Annotated in this window: 11 protein-coding genes; 8 read left to right on the plus strand and 3 right to left on the minus strand. The window is 59.5% G+C overall.

Annotation, left to right across the window (positions count from 1 at the left end; all coding sequences use genetic code 11):
* Positions 1-14 precede the first annotated feature (14 nt).
* Positions 15-1106, plus strand: coding sequence for a glycosyltransferase (locus SH292x_RS01300; protein WP_442483767.1), 1092 nt, complete (start codon positions 15-17; stop codon positions 1104-1106).
* 73 nt (positions 1107-1179) lie between these two features.
* Here the strand turns inward: SH292x_RS01300 and SH292x_RS01305 are convergent, their stop codons facing one another.
* On the minus strand, positions 1180-2496 hold the full coding sequence (locus SH292x_RS01305; protein ID WP_442483768.1) for a DUF1552 domain-containing protein: 1317 nt from the start codon (positions 2494-2496) through the stop codon (positions 1180-1182).
* 172 nt (positions 2497-2668) lie between these two features.
* The gene (locus SH292x_RS01310; protein ID WP_442483769.1) at positions 2669-4981 is read right to left on the minus strand and encodes a DUF1592 domain-containing protein; all 2313 of its coding nucleotides are present in this window, start codon (positions 4979-4981) and stop codon (positions 2669-2671) included.
* 276 nt (positions 4982-5257) lie between these two features.
* Here SH292x_RS01310 and SH292x_RS01315 point away from each other — a divergent pair, with 276 nt between their 5' ends.
* Positions 5258-6577 (plus strand): ATP-binding protein, encoded by a 1320-nt coding sequence (locus tag SH292x_RS01315; protein ID WP_442483770.1) that lies wholly within the window; start codon positions 5258-5260, stop codon positions 6575-6577.
* Positions 6578-6696: 119 nt separating this feature from the next.
* Positions 6697-7221 carry a response regulator transcription factor gene (locus SH292x_RS01320; RefSeq protein ID WP_442483771.1) on the plus strand — a complete coding sequence of 175 codons (525 nt, stop codon included), beginning with the start codon at positions 6697-6699 and terminating at the stop codon, positions 7219-7221.
* A gap of 418 nt (positions 7222-7639) precedes the next feature.
* On the opposite strand, the gene SH292x_RS01325 is transcribed toward SH292x_RS01320, so the two are convergent.
* Complete coding sequence (locus SH292x_RS01325) at positions 7640-7984, minus strand: hypothetical protein (protein ID WP_442483772.1); 345 nt, start codon at positions 7982-7984, stop codon at positions 7640-7642.
* A 545-nt stretch (positions 7985-8529) separates the two neighbouring features.
* Between SH292x_RS01325 and SH292x_RS01330 the strand changes: the two genes are divergently transcribed.
* The 5 genes from SH292x_RS01330 to SH292x_RS01350 all read left to right on the plus strand — a co-directional run bounded on the left by SH292x_RS01330 (position 8530) and on the right by SH292x_RS01350 (position 13093).
* The gene (locus tag SH292x_RS01330; protein ID WP_442483773.1) at positions 8530-8922 is read left to right on the plus strand and encodes a DUF6960 family protein; all 393 of its coding nucleotides are present in this window, start codon (positions 8530-8532) and stop codon (positions 8920-8922) included.
* 80 nt (positions 8923-9002) lie between these two features.
* Positions 9003-9470 (plus strand): hypothetical protein, encoded by a 468-nt coding sequence (locus tag SH292x_RS01335; protein WP_442483774.1) that lies wholly within the window; start codon positions 9003-9005, stop codon positions 9468-9470.
* 417 nt (positions 9471-9887) lie between these two features.
* Entirely contained in the window at positions 9888-10994 is a 1107-nt protein-coding gene (locus SH292x_RS01340) for a GNAT family N-acetyltransferase (protein WP_442483775.1), read from the plus strand.
* Between the two features lie 318 nt (positions 10995-11312).
* Complete coding sequence (locus tag SH292x_RS01345; protein ID WP_442483776.1) at positions 11313-12131, plus strand: hypothetical protein; 819 nt, start codon at positions 11313-11315, stop codon at positions 12129-12131.
* A 437-nt stretch (positions 12132-12568) separates the two neighbouring features.
* Positions 12569-13093, plus strand: coding sequence for a DUF6985 domain-containing protein (locus SH292x_RS01350; RefSeq protein WP_442483777.1), 525 nt, complete (start codon positions 12569-12571; stop codon positions 13091-13093).
* The last annotated feature ends 610 nt before the right edge of the window (positions 13094-13703 follow it).

Here is a 13703-nt window from a genome sequence, read left to right on the forward strand (position 1 = left end):
CCGTTGTTCGTCGAATGCCCCATCGTATCCTGCATGTTGTCCGTTCGTTAGACCGCTACACGCGAGCGAGCGAAATGCTCGCGCTCGCCCGGGCTTTGCCCGCGGACGAGTTCGAACAGGCGATCGTGGTGCTCGATGGTCGCGGGCCCCTGAAGAGTGTCGCGGCTCACGCGGGAATCGAAGTGGTGTGCGTGGATCAGCGATGGTCACTCGACCCCACGGCACTCGCCCGACTGTCGGCCGAGCTTCGCAAACGTACGCCAAGTGTTATTCACACGTGGGACGATGCAAGTCGTCAGTACGTCACCGCCGTTGCCGGTGGTAGTGCGTGGCGGATGGTTTCCGAGTGGTCGCCCAAGGAGCGGCGTGGGTTCCAACTTTTTGGTCCCACATCGCGACGTGGCCGTCCCGATCGCTGGGTGGTGGCTAGCGACCCCGACAGACTGACCGCGTCGCTCCGTGTCCAACTCTACAAGATCGCGGTCATTCCGCCCGGGGTGTCCTTGGATGTCGAAAGTCGTCTCAGACGCGAAGAGTTGTGGTCAAAGCTCAACCTTCCCGAGGGCGCGAGGCTCGTCGGCACCGCGTGTCCGCTTACTGCGAACAGCGGCGTCAAAGAGCTCATCTGGGCCGCTGACATGGTTCGCGTGCTTCATCCCAAGCTTCGATACTTAATCGCAGGCGACGGACCACAGCGGGCGAATCTCGAACGCTTCGGCCGCACCGCCGCGGAGCCCGAGAACATTGTGTTCCTCGGCAACATCGCCGACTGGGCCGACATCGTGCCTCACCTCGAAGTCTACTGGCAGGGAACCGAGCCGGGCAAACTCAGCACCACCGAACCACTTCAAGCGATGGCCGCCGGCGTTCCCGTCGTCGCCAGCAACACGCCGCAGCACGCCGAGTGGATCGCCGATGGCCAGAATGGTCACTTGGTGCCGTTTGACGGCCGCTCGGAGCGAACCCGCGTGACCGATCAGTTCTTCACCGACCCCGCGCACCGCGAAACAATCTCGCTCGCTGCGCGTCGAACGATTGCCGAGCGATTCTCACTCGCCACGCGCGTCGAAGCTTTCGCGAAGTTGTATCGAGAGCTCGCATCGTAGCCGGATTCGCAAGAATTCGGGCCGCCCTCGATGGCACCTGAACTCTTGCGAGTCCAGCTACAAGACAATTGCACTAACCCAGCTCCAGCGCCCCCTCGCCACAGTAGTCGGGATTCCCAAACGTCTTCAGGTCGTGCCCAAAGCCTCTAGCAATGGACATCAGCAGGCGGTTATGAGGGACCTGACCCAGTTTGAGTGACCGGCCCATCTGAAAACCGAGCCCGCCGCCCACCAGGATGAACGGCGTGTTGTCGTGCGTGTGCGAAGCCCCTTGGCCCAGCTCGTTCGTCCACACGATCGTCGTGTTGTCGAGCATCGAACCCTCGCCGCCGGGCTCCGGCGTTTCGTCGAGCCGCTTGGCGAGATACGCGAGCTGCTCGCAGTACCAGCGATTGATCTTCGTGAGTTGGTCCATCGCCTCGACGTTGCTGTCGGGCTCGTGCGACAGCGTGTGGTGACCCTCTTCGATGCCAATCCACTTCATCCGCGCCTGGCCGACAGAGTTTGTGAACTGGAAAGTCGCGATCCGCGAGAAGTCGTTCGCAAAGCTATGCACCATCAGCTCGATCTGCATCTCCGTCAGCTTGGGCATGTTGTCGTTCTGACGATCCACACCCGGCGGTAGCTCCGGCTCGGCGTGGTTGGGAGCCCTTTCACCCTCGGCCTTCAGTGTCTTCTCGAACTCGCGGACGAACGTCTCTTGCTGCTCCAGAAGCTGGCGATCCTCGGCGCTCACCAAACCTCGTACCGCAGCAAGATCCTCGCGCATGTCGTCGAGAATGCTCACCATGTTCTCGCGGTCCTTCATTTCGCCGTACAGCTTAGAGAACATCTGGTACGGATCGTCGATCGGTGCGATTGGCTTGTTCGGTCCCGCGTAGCACATCCGCGTCCACGTGTCGGCACGTTCGGGCACCATCACACCGAACTCCAGCGAACCAAACCGCGTCCGCGTGGCTTCACTCTTCTGCAAGTGGTTCTTTAGTTCCTGGTCGATCGACAGACCGCTCGCCCAACCCGCCGGCGTGTGGCCGCCACCTTGGACGTTGCCCGGGAACAGCTCGGTCCCCGTCAGCAAGCAGCCAATGCCCCGCATGTGATCGTCGCCATCCCCGGTCACCGCATCGCGGACGCCGTGGAGAATGAGCGAGCGATTCTTGTAGGGTTCGAGCGGCGAAAGGCTCTCTTTGAACTTGAACTCCGCTCCTTCCTCGTCCGGCCAAAACGTCTGCGGCACCACGCCGTTGGGCGAAAAGATGATCACGAGCCGCTGCTTGCGCGCCTCGGTGTTCGAGAACGCGAGGCTTGAGCGGTTCATGATAAACGGCGCAACCGCCGCACTCAGTCCCATCGTCCGCAAGAACTCGCGACGCGTGTTGAATCTGGCCATGTCCGTTGTCCTTACCGCCAATGAAATTGCGTGTGATGGAACTCTTTTGTAGGAGGGCTCTCCGAGCCCGATTCTGGGTGTCGGAGACGCTTTCCACAGGTTTTGCGTGTTGCTTGCTGTTCAGCAGCTTCGGATCTCTGATTCCATCTCTAGTTTTAACTTACCACAGGCCTTACGGGCCCGGCGCGCCTTGTCTTCCTGTCTTGCTCGACGCCACGGCGATCTCAATCGCCAGGTTGCGGATCGAGTAGCCGCTGTCGACGAACGATTGCTGCAAATGTGTCCGCACCTCGGGTCCGTACGCTTCGAGCGACTGCTGCACCATATAGTGGAACATCTGCTCGACGAATGCCTCGCTCACTTCGTCGCTCTCGGCGAGGAACTTAGCGAGGTCCCGCGCGCCGGCCAGCTTCACCGGGGGGCCGTCGGGTGGTTGGTACTCGCCCTGGTCGTTGATCGTTTGGTTCTGCTCGGTCTCGCGATAGCGACCTACCGCGTCAAACCGTTCGAGCGTAAAGCCCAGCGGGTTGATCACGTGATGGCAAGTCATGCACGCCGCGGGTTTGGTTTGCAGCGTCACCCGTTCGCGCGTGGTGAGCTCCGGATGCAGGTCCGCCGGCAGCGGGGCCACGGCTTCGGGCGGCGGCTTGAGCGGTTGGCCGAGTACGCCACGCACCAGGAACACGCCGCGATGGATCGGCGAAGTCACGTCGACATGGGCGAACTTGCTCATCACGTACGGATGCGTCAGCACTCCCGCACGGCGGCCATCATCGAGCCGCGCCTTGACGAACTCTCCCGACACCTCGCTCCCCAGCCCGTAGAACTGCGCGAGTCGCTGGTTCAGGAACACCTCGTCCGCCAGGAACAGTCGCCGGTAGTCCGACGAGTCGCTCCACACCACTTCGTCCAGGAACAAATCGAGCGACGTCCGCAAATCGGCTTGCGTGTGGGCGTCGAACTCGGGGAAGCGCTCGCGGTCTTTGCTCAAGTCGACGCCCGTGTCCATCTGCAGCCACGCGAACAGAAACTGCCGCAGCTTCCACTTCGCCCTCGGGTCGGCGAGCATTCGCGTCGCCTGCTGGCGGAGCTGGTCGTCGCTGGCGAGCTGCCCTTCGCCCATGGCTCGCCAAAGTTCTTTGTCCGGCATGCTGTCCCACAAACCAAACGACATCCGCGCCGCCACGTCCGCCATCTCGCTTCCGCCCGACACTTCGCGAAATAAGAACCGAGGCGACGTGAGCGTCATCAATAGCGACCGCCGCACCGCATTCTCCAAATCGTCCGTATTCGCGAACTGCTGTTCGACGTACCGCGTGCGAAGCTCGTCATCGAGTGGCCGGCGAATCGCTCGCTCGGCGAACGTCTGGCAGAACTTCTGCAGCTTCTCGCGACGATCGCCTTGGTCCGCTTTGGAGTCCGACAGTTTGTCGAGATGCTCGACCACGTAACCGGTCGTTTCAATCGCCGCGGCGGTCACCGCTTCGAACCACGCCTCGGACACCGCCGTGCCGCGCTCCCAGCCATAACTGCGATCGTCGGGCGGGAAAGGGGTGGTGACGACGTACGTATCCGATGCCGGCGAGGGCGAAAGGTTCCGCGCGGGGATCACTTGCTCGGCACCCCCCGGCGGCACCCACCGCAAGTGAATGTTGGTCGGCTCGTCTTTGCGGTTCTTGTCCTGAATGTTCTGATCGTCCACGCCCTGCGTCGCGCGGGAGAATTCCAGCCGCAGCGGATAGGGCCGACCACCCAACAGATAAACCCGCGCGCGATAGACATCGTCGTCGCCGCTCTTCACCCAGCCATCGATTGCCTCGGTCTGGTTGTTGTTGATCCACAGCCGCACGGCGTGCTCGGTCTCGACGACAATCTCATGCCAACCGGTCTCGGGCGCGAGTAGCGACCCAGTCCAGCGGATGCTGTATTGATGATGGTCCTTGATCTCGGGCACCGGTGGTGTTGAACCAAAATCAAAATCAATCGTCGGATCAACTCGCTCGACCGCCTTGTCTTTTGCTTCCCAAAAATAACGAGTGTCGAAGTACTCCCCCTTCAGCCCGCCGCCGCCATCCCAGTTCGCTTGCCAGCCGAAGCTACCCACGAGGTCCGTCGTCGCCTGCCGGTACTGATTGACGGTGAGCCGCGCGAGCTCAATCGTCGGCGGTTCGTTGCGTGCCTGGGCGATCGACGAATAGAACGCCCCGTGGATGTACTCCGCAATCGCCTGCGCTTGCTCCCGCGTGAGCGACTCGGGGTTGTCCTCGGGCATCGTCACGCGAATCTGCTCGGCAAGCTGCAACACCGACAACTCACCGGCGAGCGGCGTCGGATAGTCCGTGGTCCCGGCGCCCGCGTCGCCATGGCAACGCACGCACTGATTGGCGAACAGTTCCATGCCCGCGTCATTGGCCCACAGCAGCGTGGGCGCAGCGGTGGCCACCAGGGCAATGCAGTACACAAGCGTTTTGCGGAAGAGTTGCACGGCGGGAACCTTCGGAGGGGAGGGCCGAAAGCCGGGGCAGGGGGGATGCCCTTATTCTGACGCATTCCGTGCGCAGAAGCAAACACAGATCACCGCACCAATCTCGCAAACGGCGGCAAATAGCACCTTTTCCACTTCTCCTCTTCTGCTTTTCTCCTTCAATAGCCGGAGGGCCACGCCCTCCGCGAATTCGCCATCGCTTCCCGCATCTCGTCCCGCTTCATCACGCAGAGCATAATGAAGGCTTTCCACGCCACTTCACTCATCCAACCTTTCTTGTCCACTTCGCCGCACACCGCCGATCTCCCCACCTCGCGGCTTGCCGTCAACGGGCCGTGGCTGGTGAAGCTCCGGTGGGTTGCCATCGTCGGGCAGCTGGTCACCATCTCCTACGTCCACTTTGGACTTGGCGTCGAGTTGCCGTTCGAGCCCTTGATGGCTGCCCTCATCGCCACGGCGGCCACCAACTTGTCGCTCGATTGGTGGGTTCGCCGCGCACTCCGCACTGGGCACACTTCGCCGAACACCGCGTCGATTGTCATCGCCTCGGTCATGACGTTCGACCTGGTGATGCTCACTGTCATGCTCTACCTCACCGGCGGGCAGACCAATCCCTTCCTGGTGTTCTACTTCGTCAACCTCGCGCTCGCGGGAGTGCTGCTCGAACCAAAACTCGCGTGGCTGCTCGAAGTCGCCGCGTGTGGGGGCATGGCACTGTTGTTCTGGCACCATCGTTCGATCCCCGTGCTCACCGACCCCGCGCGGCTCACCAGCGTCGCTTCGCAGCAAGAGCTGCCGCTCGCCAGCGTCGGAGAGTTTGTCGCCGTCGTCGCCGGGTCGGGCGTGATCGTCGCGTTCATGACCCGCCTCACTAGCGAACTCCGCGCCAGCCAGCGCGCCCAGCGCCACGCCGAAGAACAACGCGCCCGCGCCGAGAAACTCGAAGCCCTCGGCACGCTCGCCGCCGGTGCCGCGCACGAACTCGCGACACCGCTCTCCACGATTGCTGTCGTCGCCACGGAAGTCGAACGCGAACTCGCCGGCCGCGATCTGCCCGAGGGCATCGCTGCGGACCTCGCGCTCGTGCGGCGCGAGCTCGAACGCTGCCGCTCGATTCTGAATCGCATGTCGCTCGACGCCGGTCAATGGATTGGCGAAGCCCTCACCGAAATGAGCCTCGCCGACTTCGTCGACGTGATTGTCGACGAACTGGCGAGCGACGAACGCGTGCGCATCGACCTTGGCGACGACGCCGAGGAAATCCTGCTCCGCGTCCCACGTGTCGCGCTCGCCCAGGCACTTCGCGGGCTGGTGCAGAATGGCCTCGACGCCTCCGACCACGAAGTGACCATCACCTCCGAGCGACTCCACGCCGGCGTCCGCCTCACGTTCACCGACCGCGGCCCCGGCATGCCCCCCGACGTCCTCTCGCGTGCCGGCGAGCCATTCTTCACCACCAAGCAGCCAGGCGAAGGGATGGGCCTCGGCCTGTTCCTCGCCCGCAGCGTCGTCGAGCGCCTCGACGGCAAGTTAATCATCGAATCCAAACCCGGCCTCGGAACCCAAGCCATAGTCGAGCTCCCCGCCCGCCTGTAAAGTAAGAGGAGCGAGTCTTCTTTGAATGTCCCCTCTCCCCGCCTGACTGTTCCCTCTCCCCGTCCCGGGTGAGGGACGGGGAGAGGGAGCATTCAACAACCGCCCAGCACCCCAAAACCATGCCCACCCTACTCTTAGTCGACGACGACGAAATGCTCCGCGAACGCATGGGCCGCGCCCTCGCCGCGCGCGACCACGAAGTCATCGAAGCCGCCAGCTACGACGAAGCCGCCGCCGAGCTCGAAACCCTCCGCCCCGACCGTGCCGTGCTCGACCTCAAAATGCCCGGCGGCTCGGGCCTCGCGCTATTGCGACTGCTCCGCGAACGCTCGCCCGACACCAAGGTCGTCATGCTCACCGGCTACGGCAGCATCGCCAACGCCGTCGACGCGATGCGCGAAGGAGCGGTCGGCTACATCACCAAACCCGCCGACGCCGACCAAGTGCTCGCCGCCTTCGAGGCCTCGCCAGCGCTGCACGCTGAAACGACCGAAGAGTTCCACCCGCCGTCGCTAGCCGAAGCCGAGTGGAACCACATCCAACAAGTCCTCGCCGACTGCGACGGCAACCTAAGCCGCGCCTCCGCGCTCCTGGGTATCCCGCGAAGAACGCTACAACGCAAACTAAAGAAGCTGGCCCCGTAGGCCGACCTCAAAGCTGTGGGAGGCCTCTCCGAGGCCGATTCGCCGAACTTACCGGGTGCCACTGCTGGCTCGTCGTGCGTTGCCAAAAATTTGGATGTCGATGACCATCCGGCTCCCCACAAAGCTCGCCAGCCCGCCCCAAACCAGCAGTGCCGAACGTGCCGCAGTCCTCCCAGAAAGCACGGCTGGTCCAACGCAAACCGGCCACTGGCTGACATCGTTAAAAGGTGTATCAGACTCTCCCAACAGGCCCACCTCGACAAGCCAGCAGTGCGCCCGGCGAGTTTCCGGCAAGCTCTGCAGCCTGCGTCGATGTTTCACACCAACGTCACGAAGCAGGAGCCCGAGACTTAGTAGGACAGTTGACCAATACAGAATTGGGAGCTGGTTTCGAGCGGGACTCGGCATGACGCCCGCATCAATCGACCACTGCGCTCAAGTTTTCCCATACCATCAATTGTTCTGCGAATGACTTGATTACAAAACCACCATCCTTGACTTCTTCCGATTCGTAGCCCGCTTCAGCCAAAAAGGTTTTCTGCTCTTCGTCGACTTTACCGTCGTCAGCAACTGCCCGCCACCATTCCAACTGCGGCCAGTCGCGACGCACTACTTTTAGGGATGTGTTGACTGTCCGCCCATTTGCACCGGGAGAGAATCCCGCGCAGGTGGCAATCGAGGTTAAAGTTGCAAGCTTTTCAGCTTTCTTGAGTTCGTAGAGAATTTGGGCAATCGCTTGAGGACGACTCGACGCAGTTGACATAACACACTTCTGACGGCTAATTGTGAAGGCACCTAGTTTTAGTTTCCGAAGGAAAACCCACATCCTCTGGATGGGGTCAGAGCTACTGGGCTCTGCCGTTCTAGGTTTTGCCTAATGGACGATGAAACTGCTGAAGCGGAATCGCCCTTGAAATCGATCAGCACGCCCTGTCGGCGTACCCCTGAAAGCCACCGGCTCTGCCGGTGGATCCTTTACGGTCCTTCCTTCCGCTTCCAGTCGCATTGTACACCAGTTGGCCTTCATTGTGTGCTTCGACGAGAGCTTCGACTGGGGCACACTCTTTAAGTACCAGTTGGTGAAGCCTTTTTTCGTGTGTAGGGAGTTTCACTTCGACGCATCGTAGAAACCGCCGTATGATGCCGAGATGATGTACTCCGACCCCAGTTACCGTCCGACTGCAAGGTGTCTGAGAAGGTGACCGGTGACTGGATTGCAAAGTGGCGAAAAGACCGGCGTCCGCTGTCTGGTTAAGCCCGACAAGCCAGCAGTGGCACCCGGCGTTTCAGCAACTGAGAAGACAAGTCATGGATACTGCTATTGGCAACTGGGGCCTATATCAATGGTTCGAGGAACACGGTCTAAACCTGATACATCCTGACGACCTTGTTGCGTTCCGCCAGTTGACGCCTAATGGCAAGCTATTCGAGGTTGTCGGATTTCAGGACGGGTACTGGATGTTGCGATATGCTCAATGCACCTATCGCGTGAAACCAGCACTTTTCAAGAACGTGCCGGCACCACCATTAACGTTTGGCGACCAAGTGCGAATCTTTAAGAGTGGGGCACCGACCTCGGCTACAATTGGTGACATCATGTGGCATTTCCAGAAGGCGGAGCCCTTCTACCGGTTGACGGTCAACGAGAAGCTACTAAAGAAGCGGTATTGGCTACAAGATTTTCTGGCTGCAGAAGAGTAATTCAACAGGAACGCAGGGCCGGGGACACTCATCCCGAGTCGTGCGGGGTGGAGTCCAGGTCCGGTGTGATGAGGGTGGCGATGAGAGAAGAACTGAGTCTATGCTTGAGATTGCTCCACGGAGACGAATTACTTACTTCACGCTCTGATGGGATCATTCCGATCGATCTTGCTGACGGCTATGGCAAAGTACTAGCAGCACGGGAGCTTGGGAAATCACTTAATAGTGCTGCAGGTCAAGCTGCGCTATGTCGATCTGCTTTTGCAGCTAATGAAGATGATCGCGTGAGAATAGAGTGCGTTCAACAACTGCTCAACAATCACAGTCCTCTACTAGAAACCGTGCTCTTTGGTTTACTTTTCGACGACGACGAACTAATGCGACTGACCGCCATTGAAGGCTTGGCGCTTTCGCGGAGTCATGAGATAGCGATCGCTGCGGCCATCGTTGCGCGCGACGAGTCAATTCGAGTGCGTGAACTCATGGAACGAGTTTTGAATGGCGACGCTATCGACCTATTCCACCTCGATCCTCCTACCATCGATTAAGCTTTCGATGCTGCGTAGAGCCATGCGCGGCTAAGTGTCGCCGGCAGGGTGTCACACCGAGAACACCTATCTCGACCATGCGGGCCGGCAGAAGCGGCGGCGGTGTCCCTCGTCGGGCTCTGGCGCTCGACCTACCTTTGGAACCCCCGCCCGTACTGGCGACCTAGTCCTCGCCGCGCCGCGTCAGGGAATTCTCCATGCCGGGAGCCCATCCGATGCGGAATCTCCTCATCGAAACCGGCTCGGGTTGAGGGCTTAAGACCACCGCGTGTGGCGACAAGTCAACTACCGCGAAGACTGTCTCTTGATGGCCTTCAGTAACGGTCAACTTTTCGTGGGCATCGCGACTCTGGCACGACGCTTGCTTCCACAGAGAACGCCGTTTTATCCCGACCGTTCCTTAGAGAAATACCTACCATGCCAGACGGCCAGTTCCGAGAGATTAACGACATCTGCGAGGTAGCCGGTGTGGCTACGCAATGGAAGGAAGCACTCCAGGCAACGCCCGGGGCTTCGTTCTTCCAGAGCCAGGCCTGGCTTGAGGAAGGCTGGCGTCGGTTCCCGCGCCGGCAGTCCCTCCGCCTTTTGGTCGACGCCAGCCAGTCGGCGGTCGTGCCATTCTGCGTGCGGGACGAACCATCGAAAGTCGGTCTGCTCGGGACGCTCTTTTTTCCCATGGATGATTGGTCCTGCGAGTACTTGCCCCTCGGAGCGAAGCCCGTTGAAGTTCTAGCCGATGCGCTGCGTCATGTCCGCGAGACTCCACGTGATTGGGATCTGATCGACCTGCGATGGGTGGATCAGGACTACTTGAACGCGACCGTCCTGGCCTTCAAGCGTGCCGGCTTTACCGCACAGGTCACGCCCCGAATGGAGCGGCCTGTCATTGATCTTCGGGATGGCAGGGCCTATGAATCGAGGCTCTCGAAGAAGTACCGCCAGAACCTAAGGCGGGCCCGGCAAACGCTCGAGTCGATGGGGGACTGCCGGGTCGAGCATGTTCGTCCCGGCGTGGGAGACGAGCCCCGGTTCGACCTTTTCGACGCTTGCACTCAGATTGCCAAGCAGTCTTGGCAGGGTGCCCACGAAGCTAGCTTCTCCAGTGACAAAACGCAGGAGTTCCTGCGGGCCCTGCACGCGCGGGCCACCGCCGAGGGGCAAGTCGACATGACCGTCGTGTGGCTGAACGGCCAACCAATCGCCTACCTCTACGCCTACTGCAACGCGGGCAGATGGATCGGCTTTCGAAACGGCTACGACCCACAGTTCGTCAAAACCGGCGTCGGTGCGCTCGCTCTGCACGAGTCCTTAGTTGCGGCCGAAGCCCTGGGGGATGTCTTCATGGACCTTGGCCCGGGAATCTATGAATACAAGACTCGCGCAGCAACCGATCTCCGCCTCACCTACAGCGTGGCGCACTACGCGCGGCTAAGCGTCCGCCCGCAACTGGTCAAGGCGTGGCGCCGCATCGAGCCAGTTCTCCGTGGCCGCGAGGAGACCGCGAAACGTCGCATGGTCAAGTAAGACCGGCTCTAGGATTGATAGTGCCCTTCAGCCGCACGGCGCTAGCCGCGGTTGCTTCGAAGTAAGCTATGTCCTCCCCAGAAAGCACTGCTGGTCTATCGCGAACCGGCGAGTGGATGACGGAGTGACGCGGTGAACCAAAGTCTTCTAATCGACTGAGCTCGACAGGCCAGCAGTGGCAACCGGCGAGTTTCCGGCAAGCTCTGCAGCCTGCTTCAAAGTTTCACGCCGAGGTAGGTTTCTGGACCGCATCGAGTAAGAGGGCTAGATTCACAGTTGGTGAGCTACAGCCATCATATGCTTCATTACGGGCACGGTATGCATGAATCACAGTTTCATTGCTGGCAACTATTTGACTCGCTTCAAAACACGCACAATGGTTCGGTTTATTGCGACATCGTCGCCCCCTGGGTAGAGTCGCACCCCGGCGAAGGTGAATGGCTTCGCGATTTTGCATCGCGACAGGGTGAGCCAATTCCACCTGCGGATGATGAAGATTTGTGGCGTTTGTATGCGTTTAGTCGAGTGAATGAGATTCTTCTTCTTGGGTTCCAGCACGGGCGAGCAGATGGCGCCGACTGGCCAGGTCCCAAAATCTCGCTCGACGAGCATAAGCGATTTGCAGAGTCTATCGGGCTGACGGTAGAAACCCCCGAGGTGTTCTCACCGTTTTATCACGAGATCGTTGATGTCGACGAATCGAGTGACGAGGACCAGCCGTTGGAGTACGCATCAATTGTCTGGCCCTGCCTAATGCTCGGAGACATGGTTTTTTCGCGGGCGGGCGTGCGGGTGACGGGCGGCGCAAAATTGATAAGCAAAGAGGTGGCCGAGTCGTCCACTCTTTATTGGGCATTTCGGCGAAAGAATCGTCCGTTTCAAGATTTGTCGCATGGATGGGGACACAACTCTCAATGGCGAACAACTTTTCGGCGCGACTATCGGAGTGGCGAGGGATTTCACTATAACGTTGACGGGAAGCACAACATTGCTGGTCCTGAATCAACCACCTATGATCGCGATGGATTGACTCGCGAAGAGCGCATCGAGTTGCTCACCAATCGTTGTTTCATCAGGACAACTAAGCCGCATGGTGACTTGTGGCCCTATGACGACGTGCTACGCACTCATGCATGACGAAATTCGCTAACTAGCGTCGAATTCATCGTCCAACGCCGGGTGCCACTGCTGGCTAGTCGTGCTTGATCAGTAAGTTGAGTAGCTGTACCCAGAAGCTTTCTGGATAGCTCGCCAGTCAGAACCACACCAGCAGTGCCTAACCTACACCAGCTCTACCCCAGAAATCACTGCTGGTCTAACGCAAACCGGCGACTGGGTGACAGAGTGACGCGGTGAATCCGAGTCTTCTAACCGGCTGAGCTCTACAAGCCAGCAGTGGCACTCGTCAGGTTTCCGACAAGCTCTGCAGCCTGCACAGGAGTTTCACGGCGACGCAGGCAACGCCCTCAGCCCCCCAACATGGAGTTTGCTACAATCTGAGCAGCCTACCCAGGTATAAAACTGCCTAGTAAGGCTTGGGAACAATTTCAATCCAGCCGCAAGTACGAAGTGCCATGAATATCGAACCACTTGGAGATTTACTACGTGATGACGACATTGAGGATTGGTTTGTGAGTGAATACATTGCTGTGCCGTATGTTGGGGGAGCAGAGCTTCAATTCATCCTGGACGGAATTGAGGACGACAATTCGCCTGAAGACTTCTCTGATGCCATTAAGCAATTCCTAGCTCTCTCGATGTCAGAGCGAAATGCCGCATCGCCGTATGTATTCGGTAGTTATCAGCGATTCGTTGAGTTAGTGGGGGAAGATGAGTTGGACTTCACGATAGGGTCCAAAGAGGAAGTTTGGCAACACGTTTTTATTACAGGGGTACACGTATCCAGGCGACACTGGAGAGACAAGGAGGTCTACGTGCAACTCACAGGCAATTGTGACTGGGAGCAAGAACACGGCATACAGATAGTTTTGCGTCGTGGCCACATCCTTGCACGTGTAAGCGACCAAGATGGTCATCTGACCACAGCAGATGCGTATAACCTCCCAGAGAACCAGAACACGATTGTTTACGAAGGGTAGTAAGCAAAACAGACGGTGGATACGGAATCCCGGAACTAGCACCGGCTTCATCGTCCGACGCCCTCTAAAGCTCGGACTGCCCAGTGTCGCGCATCGCAAGCCGACGAGCCTGCGAACACCGGCCAGCTAGTTCTAACCGCCGCTCTTACGCCTGCGCTTCCGATTCTCGGCCGGCGATCAGGTAGCTATTGATGGGGTGCTGACTGAGGTGGCCGGGTTGCAGGTTTGTCGGTGAGGCGAATAGTCAGACCCCCTTTCGGTTCTTGGCACGAATGTTGCCTGTAGAGATCGCTTAGGACGCTCTCGTCTCACAACTCAACGCACTTCGCGATCTACTCTCACTGATAGAAAAACATCATGTTTGGCTTCTATTCTAACAAGCTGGGGTGTGCCGGCTCGGTCGTGGTCTCGATCATCGGATCGTTGCTGTTGCTTGTTCTAGTGCGATCGTGCAGCGGCTAGGTTGGGGTTACAGCGGCCACGCACGGGTGCCACTGCTGGCTTGTCGGGCTTTGCCAAGAATTTGAATGTCGACGACCATTTGACTCCCCACAATGCTCGCCAGCCCGCACCAGACCAGCAGCGCCGAACGTGCCGCAGTCTACCCCAA

The organism is Aeoliella fuhlenseeensis, assembly GCF_052161615.1.
Lineage (GTDB): Bacteria > Planctomycetota > Planctomycetia > Pirellulales > Lacipirellulaceae > Aeoliella.